The organism is Shinella sp. HZN7 (assembly GCF_001652565.1).
GTDB classification, from domain to species: domain Bacteria; phylum Pseudomonadota; class Alphaproteobacteria; order Rhizobiales; family Rhizobiaceae; genus Shinella; species Shinella granuli.
On record NZ_CP015736.1, the window covers coordinates 1,308,546 to 1,329,677 of the forward strand.

A 21,132-nucleotide genomic window follows, 5' to 3' on the forward strand; every position below is an offset into this window, starting at 1 on the left:
GTCTTTCGGTTGACTTCGCTCCCGAATCTCAGAGCGAGGCTTCCTGCGGGAATTGCCGCGCGCCGCGGCGCTCGCCCTTCGGATTGCCCTCGTGCGCCTTGAGGCAATCCTCGCCGCGCCCGATATATTCGCGCGTCAGCGGCACGGCCTCCTGATCGTGGACGAGCTGGAGCTGGAAGACGACGAGGTTCTGCCAGCGGAAGGCGCTCTCGGAGGCAGCGAGGTAGAACTCCCAGATCCGGCAGAACTTTTCGTCGTAAAGGGCCTTCGCCTCCTCGCGCCGGGCCATGAAGCGCTCCCGCCAGTGGCGCAGCGTTTCGGCATAGTGCAGGCGCAGGATCTCCACGTCCGTCACGGCAAGGCCGCTCTTCTCCACCGCCTGCATGACCTCCGAGAGGGCAGGGATGTAGCCGCCGGGGAAGATGTACTTCTCGATGAACGGATTGTTGGCCGAGGGGCGGTCCGTGCGGCCGATCGTGTGCAGCAGCATCACGCCGTCGCGCTTGAGCAGCGACGCGCTCTTGCGGAAATAGGTCAGATAGTTCGGCCGGCCGACATGTTCGAACATGCCGACGGAGACGATGCGGTCGAACGGACCTTCCGTGTTGCGGTAATCCTGCAGCAGGAAGTTCACCTCGCCCGTCAATCCGGCCTCGCGCGCCCGTTTTTGCGAAAGGGCGTGCTGCTCGTCGGAGAGCGTCACGCCCGTCACCTTGGCGCCGAGCTGGCGGGCGAGATAGAGCGCCATGCCGCCCCAGCCGCTGCCAATGTCAAGCACGCTCTGGCCCGGGCGGTTGATGTTGAGCTTGGCCGCGATGTGGCGCTTCTTGGCAAGCTGCGCCTCGTCCAGCGTCTGGTCCGGCCGCTCGAAATAGGCGCAGGAATATTGCCGGTCCTCATCGAGGAAGAGATCGTAGAGCGCGCCGGTGAGGTCATAGTGGTGCTGGACGTTCCTGCGCGAGCGCACGATGCTGTTCTTCTCCCGCACCCAGCGGAAGAGGTAGCGCACCCGCTCCAGGAAATGGTTCCAGCGGCTGTCGTAATATTTGAAATCGGGATTGCCGGTGAAGACGGTCTTCAGCAGGCCGTAGATATCGCCTTCCACGATGTCGATATCGCCCGTGCCATAGTGGTGCCCGAGATAGTAGGCGGGGTCGAGGGCGAGGCCCCAGAGTGCTTTTTTCGTGTTGAGACGCATGTGGACGGGATTTCCGGTGCCGTCGCCGAAGCTCTGGCTGGTGCCGTCCGGATAGGTGATCGTCAGATTTCCGGTCTCGACGAGGCGGGAAACGAGAGCCTGTACAATGAATTTCATTCGCTAAACTCCGTCGCGCTTAAAAAATCTGGCGGAACGGGTCTGGTCGGAAACCGGCCTGGGAAGCGGCCCGACCGCCAATCCAGTCTAACGACGTATAAATATTGATGCGAAAAATCAGATTTCAAGCCGTGCTTTTTGGCCATCGCCTGGCCAGGGCGCGAAGGCGCCGCGTGGATCCTCGCGGTCAAGCCCGAGGATGAGGAAAGAGGGGCAGCATCTCCTCCCCGCTTTCACCGCGGGCTTGCTTGCGGATCCACGCCTCACCCGCAGCCCCAAAACAAATGAGCCGGCAAAGCCGGCTCATTGTCGTTATCAGGCTTCGTCGCCTTCGCCGTCGGCTTCCGGGTCGAAGAAGTCGGCCGCGGTCAGGGCGTCTTCGTCAACGCCGTAGATGGCGTCGGCCGAGGTCAGGCTTTCGCCCTTGGCCTGGCGCTCGGCTTCGTCGGCGGAGCGGGCAACGTTGACTTCGATGGCGATCTCGACTTCGGCGTGCAGGTGCAGGACGACCTTGTGCAGGCCGATCGCCTTGATCGGGGTGTTGAGCTCGACCTGGTTGCGGCCGACGTTGAAGCCTTCGGCAGCCAGCGTCTCGATGACGTCGCGGGCAGCGACCGAGCCGTAGAGCTGGCCGGTTTCGCCGGCGGAGCGGACGATGACGAAGGACTTGCCGTCGAGCTTCTCGGCGACCGTCTGGGCTTCCGACTTGCGCTCGAGGTTGCGGGCTTCGAGCGTCGCACGCTCGGATTCGAAGCGCTTCTTGTTGGCTTCGTTGGCGCGCAGCGCCTTGCCGAGCGGCAGCAGGTAGTTACGGGCAAAGCCGTCGCGAACCTTTACGGTTTCGCCCATCTGGCCGAGCTTGGCGATGCGTTCGAGGAGAATGACGTCCATGTGAGAGTTCCTTTCGTGACGTTCAGGGATTCTGGTTCTTGTTTTTCGCCGGGCCGGCGGGCGTCAGCGCGATGGTGCGCCGCGTGTCCATCAGGCCCAGGACGAGGATGGCGAAGACCGGTATCGTGAAGAGCAATACCGAGAGATAGGCGAACCACAGGGCAAAAAGCCGCCACGGCTTGCCGCGCGTCCTGAAATGCAGGCTCGCGAAGCCGGCAAGCACGAAACCGGCCCCGAAGGTGCCGCAGACGAGCGCGCCGATGATCGCCGGCACGCCGCCCATGAAGGCGAGGACGAGGCCGGCGAGGAAGAAGAAGATCGCGTTGCGGTGCATACGCAGCGTCGAGGGCATGTCCTCGCGCGGGCGAAGGCCGCGGCCGGACAGGCGGACGATGAAGGTCGCGACGTAGTAGGCCGCAAACAGCAGGAACACCCAGAGCGCGCCCTGCACCAGCGGCAGCGCGAGGGCGAAGATGGCCTTCAGCTGCGCGACGGCGGCAGCGTCGGGATTGTAGAGCGGCTCCTGCGCCTTCAGCGTCTGGATGACGATGTCGACGAGCTGGCTCGCCATGGCGCTGTCGTAACCGACGATCGCGCCGACGGCGATCATGCCGAGCGTCACCATGACGGCAAGGTGCGCAAGGATGTTGGACAGCGGATACCAGGCGAGCGCATCTTCCGGGCCGCCGAGTTCGGAGGCGGGGCGCGCCAGGTTCGCAAGGTTGGAAAGCCAGCCGGCCGGGATCAGCGTGATGATGACGATCAGAAGCGCGAAATGCGAGGAGACCAGCATGGAGGCGGTCGCGCCGCCGGCGACGACGGCGATCAGCGCGCTGGCATTGCCCCAGCCGAGGCCGGCAATGAGAATGGGAAGGGCGGACGCGGCGTAAAGCACGATCGCAAGCGTCGACTGCGCATTCGCGCTCAGCGAAAGCAGAGCGGCGGTCACACCGGCAATCAGGCCGGTCGCAATCGATGTCGGCGTCAGGGTCTTCACGGCTTCGCTGTCCTGTCTGGTCAGACAGTTAGAGGAGTTTCCTGACAAACCTGTTCAGGACCGTCTCCCCAACATGGGATTTTGACCTTTCTCAAGGTCGGCGGCTCCGATCCGCGCCCAACGCGGAAGGGAAAGGGGGAAGGCGGCAGGGCCGTCTTCCCCGGAGTCAGGTGTCCCGGCCCGACGTCGAGTCAGGCCGCAGAGTCACGCCCTTACGCTACGACGTAGGGCAGCAGGCCGAGGAAGCGGGCGCGCTTGATCGCCTTGGCGAGCTCGCGCTGCTTCTTCTGGGAAACGGCAGTGATGCGGGACGGAACGATCTTGCCGCGCTCGGAAATGTAGCGCGACAGGAGACGGACGTCCTTGTAGTCGATCTTCGGAGCGTTCGCGCCCGAGAAGGGGCAGGTCTTGCGGCGGCGGTGGAACGGACGGCGTGCCGGAGCGGAAGAAACATCAGCCATTGTAATAAACTCCTTCTGCTTCGATTACGCGCGGTCTTCGCGGGCCGGACGGTCGCCACGCGGCGGGCGGTCGCCGAAGTCGCGGCGCGGACGGTCGCCGAAATCGCGGCGCGGGCCGCGGTCGTCGCCGTCACGACGCGGACGGTCGTCGCGGTCGCGCTTCTGCATCATAGCAGACGGGCCTTCCTCGTGGGCTTCGACGGCGATGGTCATGTAACGAAGAACGTCTTCGTTGATGCGCATCTGGCGTTCCATCTCGTGGATGGCGGCGGCCGGAGCGTCGATGTCCATCAGCGCGTAATGCGCCTTGCGGTTCTTCTTGATGCGGTAGGTGAGGGACTTGAGGCCCCAGTTCTCAACCCGGCCAACCTTGCCGCCGAGCGATTCGATCACACCCTTGTACTGTTCGACGAGAGCGTCGACCTGCTGGGCGGACACGTCCTGGCGGGCCAGGAAGACATGTTCGTAAAGAGCCATGTGGCTTTGCCTTTCTTGCGTTTACACCCGAAACCGGCGCCAAGCCTCAACGACAGTTCTCAGGGGCTTCAAGAAGCCCGAAGCAAGAAAAGCGTTTAATCCAGACGGTCGAGAGCGGAGACACGGGAGGCCGGAGCCCTTGGCTCCAAACGGCGGTCTTCTCGGATCGCCGGCCCTCCGTTCAGCCACCAGCCGATTGACCGGGTGTGTTGAACAGCGCGCCTTATACGGGTTTTCCGGCCGAAAGCAAGACCCGGAGCAAAATACAAGACCTGAGACCGGAACGCGCTGCCTCGTTTTGCAACAGGCTGGAACCAAAAGGAAGACGCCGCGTTGTTCATTGCGATCCAACCAGATACCCAACCAGATGGAGTGACCGACATGCAAGACCCGAACCTTGTCAATCGTCCCCCGGAAGATCGCATCACGCGCCCGGTGGATGATCGCGGACCGACCGTCGTGAACCAGAGCAGCGGGAGGGGCACGGGCGGCTGGGCCGTGGCCGTCATCCTTGCCGTGCTCGTCGCCGTGGGCATCTTCTATTTCGTCGGCAGCGGCACGCCGGGTGACGGCGTCGACCCGAACGCCAACACGTCGGCCATCGGCACCACCGACACGGCGCCGGCCGACGGCACGGCCACGGATGGCCAGACGGGCGGTGCCACCGGCACGCAGCCGCTGGAAAGCCAGCCGGACGGCGGTGTCGAGGGTGGTGCAACCACCACAAACCCGTAACGTCACCCGCATGGGGCAAAAGAAAAACCCGCCGGAAACGGCGGGTTTCTCGATTCTCGGTCGAGCCTGCCGCGTGGATCCTCGGCTCAAGGCCGAGGATGACGGAGGGAAGGCGGAGGCTTCCGATGCATTGAACGGCGCGGTATGCGGCACCCTTTCCTGCGATCCTCTTGCCTCGCTTCTTTCGTCATCCTCGGCCTTGAGCCGAGGATCCACGCGGCATTCCCACTTTACGCCATAAGCACTCGCTTCACATCGGCGCCGGATAGAGCCGGTGGATGCGGCGGATGCCGTTCAGCACGTCGGGCGGGAGCGTGACGTCCGCCGCGCCGATATCCGTCTTCAATTGCTCCATCGACGTCGCGCCGATGATGACGGAGGCCATGAAGGGCCGTGTCAGGCAGAAGGCGAGGGCCATCTGGGCGGGGTCGAGCCCGTGCTCCTTCGCCAGCTCCACATAGGCGCGCACGGCCGGCTCCTGCAGCGGCTGGTAGCGGCCGCCGAGATCGCCGTTCTTCGTCAGGCGCGAACCCTCCGGCCGGGCGCCGTCGAGATACTTGCCGGTGAGGAGCCCCGCGGCGAGCGGCGAATAGGCGAGCAGGCCGATATCCTCGTGGTGAGAGACTTCGGCAAGGTCGAGGTCGTAGGCCCGGTAGAGCAGGTTGTATTCGTTCTGGATCGAGGCGACGCGGGGCAAGCCCTTGTCCTCGGCGAGCGTTAGCATCCGCATCGTGCCCCAGGCCGTGTCGTTCGACAGGCCGAGCGCCCGCACCTTGCCGGCCTTCACGAGGTCGCCGACGGTTTCGAGTATCTCCAGAAGCTCGGCGGCGACCCTTTCGCGGTCCTGCTTCGACGGGTCGTAGCTCCAGGCGTTGCGGAAGTGGTAATGCCCGCGGTTCGGCCAGTGCAACTGGTAGAGGTCGACATGGTCGGTCTTCAGGCGCCGGAGGCTGCCGTCGATTGCTGCGAGGATGCCCGCGCGGCTCATCGGCGCGCCGTCGCGGATATAGGGGCGGCCGGGCCCGGCGACCTTGGTGGCGAGGACGACCTTGTCGCGGTTGCCGCGCGCCTGCATCCAGGCCCCGATGAAACGTTCGGTATCGCCGTAGGTTTCGGCGGAAAGCGGGGTCGTCGGGTAGAGTTCGGCCGTATCGATAAAGTTCACGCCCTGGGCGAACGCATAGTCGAGCTGGTCGTGCGCGTCCTTCTCGCTGTTCTGCGAGCCCCAGGTCATCGTGCCGAGGCAGATTTCCGACACGCTGATGCCGGTCCGGCCAAGCGGATTGTATTTCATGGGAGGAGAAATCCTGTTGTGGGAACGGCGCGACTGTAGGCGGCTCTCTTTGCGAAGCGCAAGATGCAAAGCGCCTTTTCCCTGTGCGAAGGCCTTGGAAATGCCGGCTTCGGGGTGCCTGAAGCCCGCCGCACGCCTTGACTCGCCGGGCCGGAATGTGAATGGAAAAGAAAACATGAGACGGGAGACACCCCTATGAGCGTAGCATTCACCTTCCCCGGCCAGGGCAGCCAGGCCGTCGGCATGGGCAAGGATCTCGCCGAAACCTTCCCCGAGGCGCGCGCCGTTTTCGCGGAGGTCGACGAGGCCCTCGGCCAGAAGCTTTCCGCCATCATGTTCGAGGGACCGGAAGAGACATTGACGCTGACGGCGAACGCCCAGCCGGCGCTGATGGCCGTGTCGATCGCCGTCATGCGCGTGCTCGAGGCGCGCGGCCTGTCGCTGAAGGACCAGGTCTCCTATGTCGCCGGCCATTCGCTCGGCGAGTATTCGGCGCTCTGTGCCGCCGGCACCTTCACGCTGGCCGATACCGCGCGGCTGCTGCGCATCCGCGGCAATGCCATGCAGTCCGCCGTGCCGGTGGGCGAGGGCGCCATGGCCGCCATCATCGGCCTGGAACAGGCGGATGTCGAAGCCGTCTGCAAGGAAGCCTCCACCGGCGGTAGCTGCCAGATCGCCAATGACAATGGCGGCGGCCAGCTCGTCATCTCCGGCTCCAAGCCGGCCGTCGAGGTCGCCGCGCGGCTCGCGACGGAAAAGGGTGCAAAGCGCGCGCTGATGCTCACCGTCTCCGCGCCCTTCCATTCCGCCCTGATGGCCCCGGCCGCCGATGCCATGCGCGAGGCGCTGGCGGGCGTGTCGGCGAAGGCGCCGGTCGTGCCGGTCGTCGCCAATGTGCGCGCGGCGCCGGTGAGCGACCCCGACGAGATCGTGCGCCTGCTCGTCGAGCAGGTCACCGGCCAGGTGCGCTGGCGCGAGACGGTCGAATGGTTCGCGGCGAACAACGTCAACACGCTTTATGAAGTCGGCTCCGGCAAGGTGCTGACCGGCCTTGCCCGCCGCATCGACAAGTCCGTCACCGGCATCGCGATCAACGGCCCGGCGGATATCGACAATGCGTTGTCGGCACTGATCTGAGGAATTAGGCAATAGGCAATAGGCAATAGGGTCTGGAATCGGCTTCGAATGAGCATCCCTATTGCCTAATTCCTACTGCCTAATTCCTGTTTCCATTCGCTCAACACACAGGAGCCTATCCATGTTTGACCTTTCCGGCCGCAAGGCTCTCGTTACCGGCGCTTCCGGCGGCATCGGCGAAGAGATCGCCCGCATCCTCCATGCCCAGGGCGCCATCGTCGGCCTGCACGGCACGCGCGTCGAGAAGCTGGAAACGCTTGCCAATGAACTCGGCGAACGCGTCCACATCTTTCCGGCCAACCTTTCCGACCGCGCCGAGGTCAAGGCGCTCGGCGAGAAGGCCGAGGCCGAGCTCGGCGGCGTCGACATCCTCGTCAACAATGCCGGCATCACGAAGGACGGCCTGTTCGTGCGCATGAGCGACGACGACTGGGATGCGGTTCTGGAAGTGAACCTCACGGCCGTCTTCCGCCTGACGCGCGAGCTCACCCACCCGATGATGCGCCGCCGTTACGGCCGCATCATCAACATCACCTCCGTCGTCGGCGTCACCGGCAATCCGGGCCAGGCGAACTACTGCGCCTCCAAGGCCGGCATGATCGGCTTCACCAAGTCGCTGGCGCAGGAGATCGCGACGCGCAACGTCACCGTCAACTGCGTCGCCCCCGGTTTCATCGAAAGCGCCATGACCGGCAAGCTGAACGACAAGCAGAAGGAAGCGATCATGGGCGCCATCCCGATGAAGCGCATGGGAACCGGCGCGGAAGTCGCCTCCGCCGTCGCCTATCTCGCCTCGTCGGAAGCGTCCTACATGACGGGCCAGACGCTGCACGTGAACGGCGGCATGGCGATGATCTGATGCAGGGCCAAGTGCCCGGCGTTGCAGCATGAATAGCATGTTGACCGCTGGCGCGCCGGGCATTTTCGGACTTTGCGGCAGACTTAAACCGTGTTAATCGGGCCATGACTGTCAGCAGTCGACCGGTAAATGCCCGAGCGATCCGGTGGTACGGAACAGTATCGCCGATGCCGCATTGCCAGTTGAATGGCCCGGTTGAAGGGATTGCCGGATGTGTTCTTGAGGCACATCGGGCGTGTTGAGTGTCCGGTGCCGTGACAGGCGCCGATCAAAAACAAAGGTCGAGGAATCCGACATGAGCGATATCGCAGAACGCGTAAAGAAAATTGTCATTGATCATCTGGGCGTTGACGCCGAAAAGGTCAGCGAAGGCGCAAGCTTCATCGATGATCTTGGCGCGGACTCGCTCGACACCGTCGAACTGGTCATGGCGTTCGAAGAAGAATTCGGCGTCGAGATCCCGGACGATGCCGCCGACTCGATCCTGACGGTCGGCGACGCCGTCAAGTTCATCGAGAAGGCCCAGGCCTGATCTGACTTCCGGCGGGCCGCCTTTCGGGCGGTCCGTCCCGGTCCCGCCCGGGACCGCACCTCCTCTTGGGGCAATAGATATAGAATACATAAGGGTGGATCACGGACGATGAGGCGTGTCGTTATCACGGGTACCGGCATGGTATCCCCGCTTGGCTGTGGCACCGAAGTTACCTGGAGCCGGCTTCTCGAAGGCCGTAGCGGTGCCGCCAGGGTGACCACCTTCGAGGTCGACGACCTCCCCGCGAAGATTGCCTGCTCGATCCCGCTCGGCGACGGCACCGACGGCACCTACAATGCCGACCAGTGGATGGAGCCGAAGGAGCAGCGCAAGGTCGATCCCTTCATCGTCTACGCCGTCGCGGCCGCCGACATGGCGCTGGCCGATGCCGGCTGGCACCCGACGACCGACGAGGACCAGATCGCGACCGGCGTGCTCATCGGCTCCGGCATCGGCGGCCTCGATGGCATCGTCGAGGCCGGCTATACGCTGCGCGACAAGGGCCCGCGCCGCGTCTCGCCCTTCTTCATTCCCGGCCGCCTGATCAACCTTGCCTCCGGCCAGGTCTCGATCAAGCACAAGCTGCGCGGCCCGAACCATTCCGTCGTCACCGCCTGCTCGACCGGCGCGCACGCCATCGGCGACGCCAGCCGGCTGATCGCGCTCGGCGACGCCGACGTCATGGTGGCGGGCGGCGCCGAATCGCCGATCTGCCGCATCGCGCTCGCCGGCTTTGCCGCCTGCAAGGCGCTCTCGACGGAGCGCAACGACGACCCGACCGCCGCCTCGCGCCCCTATGACAAGGACCGCGACGGCTTCGTCATGGGCGAGGGCGCCGGCGTCGTCGTCCTGGAAGAGCTGGAACACGCGAAGGCGCGCGGCGCGAAGATCTATGCGGAAGTCGTCGGTTACGGCCTTTCCGGCGACGCCTATCACATCACCGCCCCGTCCGAGGACGGCGACGGCGCCTATCGCTGCATGCAGATGGCGCTGAAGCGCGCCGGCATCCCGGCGAGCGAGCTCGACTACATCAATGCGCACGGCACCTCCACCATGGCCGACACGATCGAGCTCGGCGCGGTGGAGCGCCTTGTCGGCGATGCCGCCTCGCGCGTCTCCATGTCGTCCACCAAGTCGGCGATCGGCCATCTCCTGGGGGCCGCCGGTGCGGTCGAGGCGATCTTCACCGCGCTGGCGATCCGTGACAATATCGCCCCGCCGACGCTGAACCTCGACAATCCCGACGTCGAGACGGCGATCGACCTGGTGCCGCACAAGGCCCGCAAGCGCGAGATCAACGTGGCGCTGTCCAATTCGTTCGGCTTCGGCGGAACGAACGCATCGCTGGTTCTCAAGCGCTACGCCTGAACGCCGCCGGCAAGCCCCGTCACCCGCCTGCCGGCACCTTCTCCCCGCGGGGGAGAAGGGGAGAACCGAGACGCCGCATCCTCCCTTCCTTCTCCCCCGCCGGGAGAAGGTGGCCCGAAGGGCCGGATGAGGGGGATGCTCGGAGCATCGATATATGCAGCGGGTTCATCCCGCTTTTGCCGTATTGCTCTGATCGATAGCATCGAGCAATGCCCGAACATGAGGACAGTCCGTGAGCGACACGAACGAACCCGGCGAGACGCAGTTTGGCCGCGGCGAGGCCTCCGGCCAGTCGCGCATCATCCCCAAATCCGCCAACGAGGCCCTTCGGCCGGAGCAGGTGCCGCAGCCGCCGAGCCGTCGCCGCTCGCGCAAGGCGCGCAGCCAGATCGTCATCTTCCTGAATTTCGTCATGACCGTGGTCGTCTTCGCCACGATCATCGGCATCGGCATCTTCTATTACGGCGTGAAGAGCTATGAGGAGCCGGGCCCGCTGACGGCCAACACGAACTTCATCGTGCGCGCCGGCGCCGGCACGAACGAGATCGCGGCCAATCTCGAGCGCAACAACGTCATCACCGACAGCCGCGTCTTCCGCGTGCTCTCGCGCATCTATCTCGACGGCGAGACGCTGAAGGCCGGCGAATACGAGATCAAGGCCGGCGCGACGATGCGCGAGATCGTTGAGCTCCTGAAATCCGGCAAGTCGATCCTCTACAGCGTCTCCGTGCCGGAGGGGCTGACGGTCAAGCAGGTCTTCAAGCGCCTGCAGGACGATCCCGTGCTCGAAGGCGACCTGCCGGCGGACCTGCCGGTCGAAGGCTCGCTGATGCCCGACACCTACAAGTTCTCGCGCGGCACCAAGCGCGCCGATATCCTTCACCAGATGCAGGACGCGCAGAAGGCGCTGATCGACCAGATCTGGGAGCGCCGCGACGACAACCTGCCGATCGCCACGCGCGAGGAATTCGTCACGCTCGCCTCGATCGTCGAGAAGGAGACGGGCCGGGCCGACGAGCGGCCGCGCGTCGCCTCGGTCTTCCTCAACCGCCTGGACAAGGGCATGCGTCTGCAATCCGACCCGACGATCATCTACGGCATCTTCGGCGGCGACGGCAAACCGGCCAACCGCCCGATCTTCCAGTCGGATCTCGAAAAGCAGACGCCGTTCAACACCTATATCATCAAGGGCCTGCCGCCGACGCCGATCGCCAATCCGGGCCGGGCCGCTCTGGAAGCGGTCGCCAACCCCTCGCGCACGCCGGACCTCTATTTCGTCGCCGACGGCACCGGCGGCCATGTCTTCGCCGAGACGCTGGAAGAGCACAACCAGAATGTCCGCCGCTGGCGCAAGCTGGAAGCGGAAAAGGCGGCCGAGGCCGCGAAAGAGGCGGAAGCCGCGGGGTCGCAATAAATACCCTCCATTCTTGCAGGACGGCCCCGGTATCCCCGGGGCCATCTTGTTTTCAGGGGCATGCCTTCCGGCTCATCCTCACCTTTGATGTGGATCGCGCGACGTTCCATACGCTGCCCGGTTTCCAACCCCGTGAAACTGCTCCACTTTGGGAGATGGTTTTGCGCGCCTGCCGCGCGTTTCGGCTGCCCCGCCTTCCGGTTCGACCTGCCGTCGCCGGGCGCCACTGGAGGACGACATGACATTGCAATCGATGACCGGCTTTGCGCGGGTCGAGGGAACCAGCGGGCGCACGCGCTGGGCATGGGAGCTGCGCTCGGTCAACGGCAAGGGCCTCGACATCAGGCTGCGCCTGCCGCCCGGCTTCGAGGCGCTGGAGGGCGACGTGCGGCGCCTTGCCGGCGAAAGCCTTGCGCGTGGCAACCTGCAGATCGGGCTTTCCGTGAGTGTCAGCGAGGCGCAGGTCGAGGCGGTGGTGAACCAGGGTGCGCTTGCCGCCGTGCTGGCGCTGCGCGAGCAACTGGCCGGCATGATCGATCCGGCGCCGCTCAGGCTCGACACGCTGCTCACCGTGCGCGGCGTCGTCGACTTCCGCGAGACGGACGAGAGCGAGGCCGAGCGCGCGGCGCGCGATGCCGATATCCGCGCGGGGCTGTCCGAGGCGATCCGATGTCTTGCCGAGATGCGCCGCAAGGAGGGCGCGGCGCTCGCCGGGGTGCTGCTCGGCCAGGTCGCCCGCATCGAGACGCTGACGGCGACCGTCGAAGCCGATCCCTCGCGCAGCGTCCCGGCCATCGCCGAGCGGCTTTCCGCGCAGGTCGCCACGCTCCTGCAGGGAACGACGGCGCTCGACCGCGACCGCCTGCACCAGGAAGCGGCGCTCATTGCCACCAAGGCGGACCTGCGCGAGGAGATCGACCGGCTGAAGGCGCATGTCGCGGCGGCGCGCGAGCTGATCGCCGAGGGCGGGCCGATCGGCCGCAAGCTCGATTTTCTCGCACAGGAATTTAACCGGGAATCGAATACGATCTGTTCCAAGTCGAACGCCGCTGCTGTAACGGCTGCGGGTATCGAACTGAAGGTCGTCATCGACCAGTTCAGGGAACAGGTCCAGAATCTGGAGTAGGCCATGGCCGAGCCGTCGAAGCATATCCACATCGAACGCCGCGGGCTCATGCTCGTCATCTCCTCGCCGTCGGGCGCCGGCAAGTCGACCATCGCGCGCAACCTGCTGGAAGCCGATCCGGGCCTCAGCCTGTCGGTCAGCGTCACCACGCGCCAGCGCCGGGCGAGCGAGATCGCCGGCCGCCACTACCACTTCATCAACCACAAGGAATTCGAGCGGCTGCGCGACAGCGACGCGCTGCTCGAATGGGCCGAGGTGCACGGCAATTTCTACGGCACGCCGCGCGAGCCGGTGGAGGAGGCGATGTCCGCCGGCCGCGACATGCTGTTCGACATCGACTGGCAGGGCGCCCAGCAATTGCAGGAGAAGATGCCGGCCGACGTCGTCTCGATCTTCATCCTGCCGCCCTCGATGACCGAGCTGCAGTCGCGCCTGCACCGCCGGGCCGAGGATACGGAGGAGGTCATCCAGACGCGCCTTGCCAATTCCCGCGCCGAAATCGAGCACTGGCGGGAATACGACTATGTCATCCTCAACGACGACCTCTCCGTCGCCTTCGATGCCGTGCAGAGCATCGTCAAGGCCGAACGCCTGCGCCGCGACCGGCGGCACGGGCTGTTCGAGTTCGTGACCAAGCTGGTGACGGAGAAGCCGGTTTTGTAGGCGTTCGTCCGCATCCTCTTTACGCGGGATTGCCCCTCACCCTAACCCTCTCCCCGCAAGCGGGGAGAGGGGACTTGCCAAACGAACGGGTCTTGGCTGGGGAAACCGGCGCGGCATATCCCTTCGCCCCGCTTGCGGGGAGAAGGTGGCCGGCAGGCCGGATGAGAGGCCGCTTAAACCTTACAGCGCGTTCGCCAGCCGCACGAATTCTTCCACGCTCAACGTCTCCGCCCGCCGCTGCGGATCGATGTCGGCGCGCGCCAGCAGGGCCTCGCCGCCGAGCGACTTGACGCTCTGGCGCAGCATCTTGCGGCGCTGGCCGAAGGCGGCGTGGGTGACGCGCTCCAGCGCGGCGACGTCGCAGGGCAAGGGGTTTGCCACCGGCTCCAGATGCACGACGGAGGAGGTGACCTTCGGCGGCGGCGTGAAGGCCTGGGGCGGCACGTCGAAGGCCATGCGGGCATGGGTGCGCCAGCCTGAGAGCACGCCGAGCCGGCCGTAATGGTCGTCATTCTCTTCCGCCACGATGCGCAGGCCCACCTCGCGCTGGAACATCAGCGTCAGCGAGTCCCAGAAGGGCGGCCAGGCCTTCGGCAGCAGCCAGTTGACGAGAAGCTGCGTGCCGACATTGTAGGGCAGGTTGGCGATGATGCGCACCGGCTCGCCCGGCGCCAGCGCCTCGAAATCCGTCTTCAGCGCGTCCCCTTCGATGACCGTCAGGCGGCCCGGATAATGCTCCGAAATCTCCGCCAGCGCCGGCAGGCAGCGCGCGTCGCGCTCGATGGCGATCACCCGCTTGGCGCCGAGCGCGAGGATCGCGCGCGTCAGGCCGCCCGGGCCGGGGCCGACCTCGATCACCGTATGGTCCTCGATCGGGCCGGCGGCGCGGGCGATCTTCTGAGTGAGGTTGAGATCGAGCAGGAAGTTCTGGCCGAGCGCCTTCTTCGCGTCCAGCCCGTGGCGCTGGATGACGTCGCGGAGCGGCGGCAGCCCGTCGAGTGCGGCCATCAGGCAGTCTCCTTCGCGGCCCGTTCATGCCGGGCGAGGTCGTGGGCAAGGCGGAGGGCGGCGAGCAGGCTGTCGGGCCTGGCGATGCCCTTGCCGGCAAGCGAAAAGGCCGTGCCGTGGTCCGGCGAGGTGCGGATGAAAGGCAGGCCCAGCGTGGCATTGACGGAATCGTCGAAACCGAGCGCCTTGGCCGGGATCAGCGCCTGGTCGTGATACATGCAGAGCGCCACGTCATAGGTGGCGCGGGCGGCGTCGTGGAACATGGTATCGGCCGGCAGCGGGCCGACGGCGTCGATGCCGGCCGCCTTGAGCCGCTCCACGGCCGGGCGCACGATGGCGTCGTCCTCAAGGCCCAGCGCACCGCCTTCGCCGGCATGCGGGTTGAGCCCGGCAAGGGCAAGGCGCGGGCGGGCGATGCCGAAACGCCGGCGCAGGTCCCGTTCGGTGATGGTGGCCGTTTCCACGATCAGTTCTTCCGTCAGCGCGTCAGGCACGTCCTTCAGGGGAATGTGGATGGTGACGGGAACGCTGCGCAGCTTCGGCCCGGCCAGCAGCATGACGGGCAGGGCCTGCCGGCCGGTCGCCTTGGCGGCGAGGTCGGCGAGGAACTCCGTGTGGCCGGGAAAGCCGAAGCCGGCATCGTAGAGTACGGCCTTGGCGATCGGGTTCGTCACCACGGCGGCGGTGCGGCCGGCGAGCGTCAGGGCGACCGCGGCCTCGATCGCGCCGGTGATGGCGGCGGCATTGCGGGAATCGGGTGAACCGGCCACGGCCGGCACGGCGCAATCGCGGGCAAGCACCGGCAGGGCGTCCGGGAAGAGGGCTGCCGCCGTCTCGGGCTCCGCCGCCGCGACGGGAACATCGAGCCCGAGGGCGACGGCGCGCGCGCGCAACACCGCGGCATCACCGAGGAAGAGGAAAGGCGGCAGGGACAGGGTCTTGCGGGCCGACCACAGGGCGAGCGTTATATCCGGCCCGATCCCCGCCGGATCGCCCATGGTGAGCGCCAGCGGAGGAAAACTTGTCGTCGTCATGGGGCCCTGCCGTCAGCGGGTTGGAGGAGGAACGTCCCGGCCGCGGCGCCCGTGGCGGGCGCGGGTGGCCGCGGCTCCGGCATCAGCGTTCGGTGATCGTCGCCTTCTTGCGCAGTTCGGCGATGTACTTCTGGCTGTTCTCGTCGCCCTCGTTGCCCTTGGCCTTGCTGAGGTCCTCGGCGCGGAAGACCATCTCGGCCGCCACGTCGTCGTTGACTTCGCGCTTCTTGCAGATGGCGAGATATTCGACGCCGCGCTCGGTGACGCGCGTGCCCGTCGTCATGCCGTTCGCCTTCTCGACGAGCGGCTTCCAGTCCTCCGGCATTTCCGGCGCCAGCACGCGGCCGAGGTCGCGGATCGAGACGTCGCGCATGGTGGCGGCGAAGACCTTGGCCTGCTCGCAGCCGGGGAACTTCGAGCGCGAGGCTTCCGCCTCCTGCTTGCGCTTGCCGAGAATGGCGTTGCGGCGCTTCTCCGGCACGACGAAGATGACCTGCTTGAGGAAATATTCGGTGGTGACCGGTTTCTTGCCGCCGTTCTCCTGCATGCGCTGGACGAGCGTCTTGCTGTCCTTGGCGGCGCCGTAGCGGGCGTTGACGACGCGCGGCCAGCTCATCTGGATGGCGATATACTGCTTGAAGTGATCCGAGCCGACGCCGGCGCGGCTGAGGATCTCGCCGAGCTGCTGGACCGACATCTTGTTGGAGGCGGCAAAGCGGGCATAGGCGGCGTCCACCTCGGCGCTGCTGACGGACATCTTGAGGCGCAGGATCTCGCCGCGCTTCAGCACTTCGTCGATCATCTGCTCGCGGGCCTTGGCGCGCAGATTGCCGCCAGCGCGCTGCAGGCGAAGGAAGGCGGCGCGGCGCTCGATCTCGCCTGACGTGACCGGTGTGTTGTTGACGACGGCGACGATCCCGCTCGCCGCCTGGACCGTGCCGGCCGGAACCGCGATCGTCGCCGCGGCGGCAAGCGCCACGCCCATCATCATGGAGCGAACCAGAGAGTGTCTGCCCGTCATGCCAGTCCCTTTCCCAAACCCGTTTCGCGCGCACCGGTATCGTTCGTGCGGGAATGCCGTCCATGCAGGCGGCCTTCACCGGCGGGCGTTTCTCCCGGATGTGCATAATACATGCGGCCAAACGATGACAAGAGCGCGGCAGCGCTTACTCGAAGCCCGTCAGCGTCGTGTCGCCGACATTGATGTCGCCGAGCGTGCGGAACATCAGCCGCGCGCCGATCGACCAGTCGTTCGCCGTCGTGCCGGATTTGTCGCGCGTCTGCTCGTAGACGATCGAGAAGACCGTGTCGCGATCGTCATAGGAGAAGCCGATGCCGTTGCGCGACAGGCTCTGGCGCTTGATGTCGTAGGTCAGCGACCCGAACACCGACCAGTAGTCCTCGAACTTGAAGGCCGCTGCGCTCTGGATTTCGCTGGAATCCTCCGCCAGGCCATAGGCCGGCTGTGCCGCGATGCGCGTATAGGTGATTTCCGTCTCGAAGCGGGCGCCATCGAAGCGCACCGAGGTGTCGGCGCGGCGCATCGAGAAGTCGTCCTTGTCGAGGCGGGCGCTGTGGGCAAACGACAGGCCGTTCGGCAGGTCGATGCCGGCCATGCCGACATAATCGGAGGAATCCGTCTCAAGGCCCGAATTGGCGCCGGCATTGACGAGGTCGGGCGTGGCGAAGGAGTTCACGCCGCCGAGATGGAAGGACTGGCCGATGATCGAGCGCAGGCGAAGGCCGTTGTCGAAGGTGCCGGTATAGCGCAGGCCCAGATTGGCGCGCGAACCGCCCTCGATCCGGTCGAAGCCGGAGAACTTGTCGCGTTCGAAAAGGTTGGTGGCGTCGAAGACGAAGCTCTGGGCGTCCTCGTTCGGCAGGCCGCCGGCATGGTCCTCATCCGGACGCAGGTAGATCTGCGCGATCGGCTCGAAGAGATGCGTGCTGTAGTCGGTCGTCGCGAGGATCGGATAGCGCGCCTCGAGGCCGGCGGTCAGCATCGTGCGGGTCGCACTGTTGTCGTCGACGTAATTGCCGGCATAGCCGAGGCCGGGATCGCTCATGTCGAGGCGGTGGATGTCGCCGCGCGCCGCCAGCAGCGGGGTCAGCACGAGGCCGCCCGGCACGACGAACTGGCGCCGCCATTCGACTTCGCTGGTCAGCCGCGTCGTGCCGCCGGCAAGGCCGCGGAACCGGTCGTTGCCGCGCACGCTGTAGGCGTCGCGCAGGTCCCGCTCGACATTGGTGATGTTCGTGGTGATCGACAGCTCGCCGCCAAGCACCGGCTGCGGCACGATATATTCGTGGTCGAGCGTCTGGGCGATCGCCTGCTTGCGCTCCAGCCGGTCCTGCGGGTCGGCGTCCTGCACGTCGAAATAGAAGGAGCGCAGGTCGAAGACGTTCCGGTCGCCAAGGCCGGTCAGGTAGATCTGGTTGACGTGGATGCGGTCTTCCAGGCCGTCGAGGTCGTAGGTGCGCGAGAAGTTGTTGTCGGTCTGCGCCATGACATCCCAGCCGAAGGACCAGCGGGGATTGATCCTGAACCGGCCTTCGGAAGCGACCATGCCGCGGAAGTCGTCGCGCCGGTCGCTCGTGCCGCGCGTGAAGACGCCTGGGTTCCACTGGTCGATGCCGGCGGCACGCAATGTGATCTGGCCGTTGTGGAAGCGCTTGCGGAATTCACCCTCGACGAGGAAGCCCTGACGGGTCAGCACGGTCGGCGAGAGCGTCGCGTCCATGTCCGGGGCGATGGCGAAGTAGTAGGGCGTGGTGATGCCGAGGCCGAGCTTCTGCTCGTAGCTGAACTGCGGGAAGAGGAAACCGCTCTTCCGCTTGACCGTATGGTCAGGCACTTCCAGCACGGGAATATAGGCGATCGGCTTGCCGAACATCTCGAAGCGGGCGCGTTCGAGGCGGATCGTCTTGGTGCGGCCGTTCTGCACGACGCGCTCGGCCTTGATCTGCCAGAGCGAGCGGTGCGTCGGGTTGGTGGCGCAGGGCGTGCAGGCGGTATAGACGGCGTGGTTGAGGATCATCTCCTCGCCGTTGACGCGCTCGCCGCTGGTCGCCGCCAGCTTGGTGAGGTCCGTGGTCTCGATGCGCAGCGCATTGACGAAACCGTTGGCGAAATCGTCCGACAGGTCCATCTCGTCGGCATAGACGCGGTTGCCGGTCGGCTCGATGAGTTCGATATTGCCGTAGGCCGTCAGCCGGCCGGTGTTCTGGTTGTATTCGACCTGGCGGGCGACGAGCTTGTAGCCGCCATAGTTGATCTGCACCGCGCCGCGGGCGATCACCTTCTCCGTGTCGTTGTTATAGACGAGCTCGTTGGCCGCCAGCAGCAGCTTGGCATCGTCGGGGATCTTCGGCTCCATCGACTGGATGTCGGGCGCCTGCGCCCGGGCGGGAAGCGTGCAGGCGGACACGATGGCGCACGCGGCCGCACCTGCAAGCAGGGCGGCTCTCAACCACCGATTCGTTTTGCGGTCGCCTACCGCCACTAGCCATCCTCCTGATGGAGAAGAATCGTCGCGCCCAAGGACATTGCGACGACCACGGGGAGCCAGGCCGCAACGAACGGAGGTACAACACCGCTGCTTCCGAATGCTTTCACAAGCACGGTGACGACATAAAGCATGAAGCCCGACAGGATTCCACCCAGAATCACCGCACGCGATTGATTAAACCGGCTAAATTTTAACGATACACAGGCTGCGATCAGCGTCATGGCAACCAGAAGCAGCGGCAGCGACAGCAAGGAATGGAACTGCGTTTCCATCGCATCCGTGGGGAATCCGAAGGACTTTGCCGCCTCGATCTTGCGTCCAAGGCTCAAAAACGGAATGGATTCAGGCTTTTCGAGGCTCTCCTGAACGAATTCCCGTTTCAGGTTGGTACGAAGCTGTACCTCGTCGAGACGGACCGGCAATTCGCCGTTGCGCGTCTCGTGCACGTTCTTAAGCAACCAGTAACCATCTTCCAAGGTCGCCGAATCGGCATCCTGCCGCAGAACGATGCGGCCGTCGGGATCGAAGTGGATGACGGTGACGTTCACAAGGCGCGTGCCGCCGTCGAGAACCGCCTTGGCGCCGATGATCGCCTGGTCGTCGCCATGGATCTGGCGCAGCCACGGCACAGCGGTCTCGGTGCGCGCGGCGTTGCTGGCGCCCCAGCCCGCTTCCAGCTCCGCCGCCTTCTTGGCGCCCCAGGCGGCGATCGGGTTGATGGCGAGCACGGCCGCGATGCCGAACAGGAAGGCGCCGATGATGAAGGGGCGCAGGAACTGCCAGGCCGAAATGCCGGCGGCGCGCGTGACGACGAGCTCGTAGCGGCGGTTGAGCGAGATCAGCGCCGCCATGCCGGCAAAGAGCGCCACGAAGGGCACGGTCTGCATCAGAATCATCGGGATGCGCAGCGCCGTCACCAGCAGGCCGCTCGTCAGCGTATAGCCCGGCAGCACGCCGACGCGGTTCGACATCTCGCTGAAATCGATGATGAAGATCAGCGAGAAGATGCCGAGCAGGAACCAGATGGTGGTGATGATGTAGCGGCGGAAGAAATAGAAGCCGAGCGTCGGTATCATGGCGTGCCGCCCCCGCCGGTGGAGGGGGAGCCTGCCCGCGTGAAACGCGCCAGCAGCCGGTCGCGCAGGTCCGCCAGCCGCTCGCCCAGCGTCACGGGAATGTCGAGGCTCTTGTTGCGTCCGAGATAACGGATCGCCAGCGCCGCGGTGATGACGGGGATGAGATACATGATCGGGATATAATAGGGGGATTCGTCCGCATTGTTCGATGCGTAGAAGCTCGCCCAGCGCACGAAGAGGGCGGTCAGCAGCGCCGTGATCATCGGATGCACGCGTGCCTCGCGGTGCGAGCGCGCATCGCCGCTGACGACGAGCGCGATGAGGCCGAAGACCGCCGGGAAGAGCCATTCGGTGAAACGGCGATGGATCTCGGCGGTGAAGGCGCCGGGATTCTTCTGGTATTGCGGATCGGTGGGGTCCGGATCGAAGAGATAGATGAGGTCGCGATCCTTGGCCCTGATGTTGGATTTGCCGACGCTCTGGGTGAGGTCGGCAAGGTCGAAGGCATAGGAATCGAACTTGATGATCGAGACGTTGCCGTCGGGCAGCTTGCGGTGCACCTCGCCGTCCTTCATGACGAGCGCCGAGCTGTTCTCGTCCACCGCGCCCTCGCGGGCGTAATAGACGAGCTCGAAGCGCGGGTCGCGCGTATCGGCAACGAAGAGGCCGCCGAGCACGCCGCCATTGCGCCGTTCCGCCACCTGCACGTAGAGGCCGTCGGTGATCTTGCGAAAGGTGTTCTCCTGCACGACGGCGGACAGCATGTCGGCATGGGCCGTCGCGATCATCTTGCGCACGGCGGTGCGCGAATAGGGCTCGACGAAATTGTCGACGGCGAAGGAAACGAAGCTCATCGCCACCGCGAGGATCATCACCGGACGGATGATCGTCGCCCGCGACGCGCCCGCCGAGTTCAGCACCGTCAGCTCCGAATCGGAGTTCATGACGGTCAGCGTCTGCGACACGCCGATGACCAGCGCGAAGGGCAGGATGATCGGGATGACCGAGGGCAGGACCAGCGATGCCAGCTTCAGGAAGGCGAAGATCGACTGGCCGCTGTCGGTGACGAGGTTGATGCTGCCGAGCGCCTGCGTGACCCAGACGATGCCGAGCAGGGGCACGAGCGTGGCGACGAACATGAGCGACGCCCGCCGCAGGATATAGCGCTCGATCAGTTTCATCGTTTCGTCCGCGTTTCCGACAAGCGGCTCCGGCCTCGTGCAGGGGCACCCATCG

Annotated in this window: 20 protein-coding genes; 8 read left to right on the plus strand and 12 right to left on the minus strand. The window is 65.5% G+C overall.

Features of this window, described 5'->3' with window-relative positions; genetic code table 11:
• Positions 1-28: 28 nt before the first annotated feature.
• The 5 genes from shn_RS06285 to rpsF all read right to left on the minus strand — a co-directional run bounded on the left by shn_RS06285 (position 29) and on the right by rpsF (position 4,141).
• Entirely contained in the window at positions 29-1,315 is a 1,287-nt protein-coding gene (locus tag shn_RS06285) for a cyclopropane-fatty-acyl-phospholipid synthase family protein (RefSeq protein ID WP_064329643.1), read from the minus strand.
• A gap of 315 nt (positions 1,316-1,630) precedes the next feature.
• The gene (rplI, locus tag shn_RS06290) at positions 1,631-2,206 is read right to left on the minus strand and encodes a 50S ribosomal protein L9 (RefSeq protein WP_064329644.1); all 576 of its coding nucleotides are present in this window, start codon (positions 2,204-2,206) and stop codon (positions 1,631-1,633) included.
• A 22-nt stretch (positions 2,207-2,228) separates the two neighbouring features.
• Positions 2,229-3,203, minus strand: a complete 975-nt coding sequence (locus tag shn_RS06295) for a DUF2232 domain-containing protein (protein WP_064329645.1) — start codon at positions 3,201-3,203, stop codon at positions 2,229-2,231.
• A 212-nt stretch (positions 3,204-3,415) separates the two neighbouring features.
• Positions 3,416-3,664, minus strand: a complete 249-nt coding sequence (rpsR, locus tag shn_RS06300) for a 30S ribosomal protein S18 (protein WP_023515801.1) — start codon at positions 3,662-3,664, stop codon at positions 3,416-3,418.
• A 24-nt stretch (positions 3,665-3,688) separates the two neighbouring features.
• Complete coding sequence (gene rpsF, locus shn_RS06305) at positions 3,689-4,141, minus strand: 30S ribosomal protein S6 (RefSeq protein WP_023515802.1); 453 nt, start codon at positions 4,139-4,141, stop codon at positions 3,689-3,691.
• Between the two features lie 381 nt (positions 4,142-4,522).
• On the opposite strand from rpsF, the gene shn_RS06310 reads away from it, so the two are divergent.
• The gene (locus shn_RS06310) at positions 4,523-4,876 is read left to right on the plus strand and encodes a hypothetical protein (RefSeq protein WP_064329646.1); all 354 of its coding nucleotides are present in this window, start codon (positions 4,523-4,525) and stop codon (positions 4,874-4,876) included.
• A 250-nt stretch (positions 4,877-5,126) separates the two neighbouring features.
• Here the strand turns inward: shn_RS06310 and shn_RS06315 are convergent, their stop codons facing one another.
• The gene (locus tag shn_RS06315; RefSeq protein ID WP_064329647.1) at positions 5,127-6,170 is read right to left on the minus strand and encodes an aldo/keto reductase; all 1,044 of its coding nucleotides are present in this window, start codon (positions 6,168-6,170) and stop codon (positions 5,127-5,129) included.
• A gap of 195 nt (positions 6,171-6,365) precedes the next feature.
• Here shn_RS06315 and fabD point away from each other — a divergent pair, with 195 nt between their 5' ends.
• The 7 genes from fabD (at position 6,366) to gmk (ending at position 13,269) form a co-directional block, all read left to right on the plus strand.
• Positions 6,366-7,307 carry an ACP S-malonyltransferase gene (fabD, locus tag shn_RS06320; protein WP_064329648.1) on the plus strand — a complete coding sequence of 314 codons (942 nt, stop codon included), beginning with the start codon at positions 6,366-6,368 and terminating at the stop codon, positions 7,305-7,307.
• A gap of 121 nt (positions 7,308-7,428) precedes the next feature.
• Complete coding sequence (gene fabG / locus shn_RS06325) at positions 7,429-8,166, plus strand: 3-oxoacyl-[acyl-carrier-protein] reductase (protein WP_064329649.1); 738 nt, start codon at positions 7,429-7,431, stop codon at positions 8,164-8,166.
• A 295-nt stretch (positions 8,167-8,461) separates the two neighbouring features.
• A complete protein-coding gene (locus shn_RS06330) occupies positions 8,462-8,698 on the plus strand; it encodes an acyl carrier protein (RefSeq protein ID WP_003531676.1) in 237 nt (78 codons plus the stop codon).
• 108 nt (positions 8,699-8,806) lie between these two features.
• Positions 8,807-10,066 (plus strand): beta-ketoacyl-ACP synthase II, encoded by a 1,260-nt coding sequence (fabF, locus tag shn_RS06335; protein ID WP_064329650.1) that lies wholly within the window; start codon positions 8,807-8,809, stop codon positions 10,064-10,066.
• Positions 10,067-10,298: 232 nt separating this feature from the next.
• Positions 10,299-11,480 carry an endolytic transglycosylase MltG gene (gene mltG, locus shn_RS06340; protein WP_064329651.1) on the plus strand — a complete coding sequence of 394 codons (1,182 nt, stop codon included), beginning with the start codon at positions 10,299-10,301 and terminating at the stop codon, positions 11,478-11,480.
• A gap of 238 nt (positions 11,481-11,718) precedes the next feature.
• Positions 11,719-12,606 (plus strand): YicC/YloC family endoribonuclease, encoded by an 888-nt coding sequence (locus shn_RS06345; protein ID WP_064329652.1) that lies wholly within the window; start codon positions 11,719-11,721, stop codon positions 12,604-12,606.
• Positions 12,607-12,609: 3 nt separating this feature from the next.
• Complete coding sequence (gene gmk, locus shn_RS06350; RefSeq protein ID WP_064329653.1) at positions 12,610-13,269, plus strand: guanylate kinase; 660 nt, start codon at positions 12,610-12,612, stop codon at positions 13,267-13,269.
• Positions 13,270-13,449: 180 nt separating this feature from the next.
• Here the strand turns inward: gmk and rsmA are convergent, their stop codons facing one another.
• From rsmA to lptF, 6 genes are all read right to left on the minus strand, one after another.
• Entirely contained in the window at positions 13,450-14,277 is an 828-nt protein-coding gene (rsmA, locus tag shn_RS06355; protein WP_064329654.1) for a 16S rRNA (adenine(1518)-N(6)/adenine(1519)-N(6))-dimethyltransferase RsmA, read from the minus strand.
• Positions 14,277-15,311: a 4-hydroxythreonine-4-phosphate dehydrogenase PdxA gene (gene pdxA, locus shn_RS06360; RefSeq protein ID WP_064329655.1), complete on the minus strand. Its 1,035-nt coding sequence runs from the start codon at positions 15,309-15,311 to the stop codon at positions 14,277-14,279. Before pdxA ends, rsmA begins: the two co-directional genes overlap by 1 nt.
• Before the next feature lie 82 nt (positions 15,312-15,393).
• A complete protein-coding gene (locus shn_RS06365) occupies positions 15,394-16,332 on the minus strand; it encodes a SurA N-terminal domain-containing protein (protein ID WP_064329656.1) in 939 nt (312 codons plus the stop codon).
• A 145-nt stretch (positions 16,333-16,477) separates the two neighbouring features.
• Positions 16,478-18,814, minus strand: a complete 2,337-nt coding sequence (locus tag shn_RS06370) for an LPS-assembly protein LptD (protein WP_064329657.1) — start codon at positions 18,812-18,814, stop codon at positions 16,478-16,480.
• Entirely contained in the window at positions 18,814-19,896 is a 1,083-nt protein-coding gene (gene lptG / locus shn_RS06375) for an LPS export ABC transporter permease LptG (protein ID WP_064329658.1), read from the minus strand. The genes shn_RS06370 and lptG overlap by 1 nt, the downstream gene beginning before the upstream one ends.
• On the minus strand, positions 19,893-21,077 hold the full coding sequence (gene lptF / locus shn_RS06380) for an LPS export ABC transporter permease LptF (protein ID WP_064329659.1): 1,185 nt from the start codon (positions 21,075-21,077) through the stop codon (positions 19,893-19,895). Before lptF ends, lptG begins: the two co-directional genes overlap by 4 nt.
• Positions 21,078-21,132 lie beyond the last annotated feature (55 nt).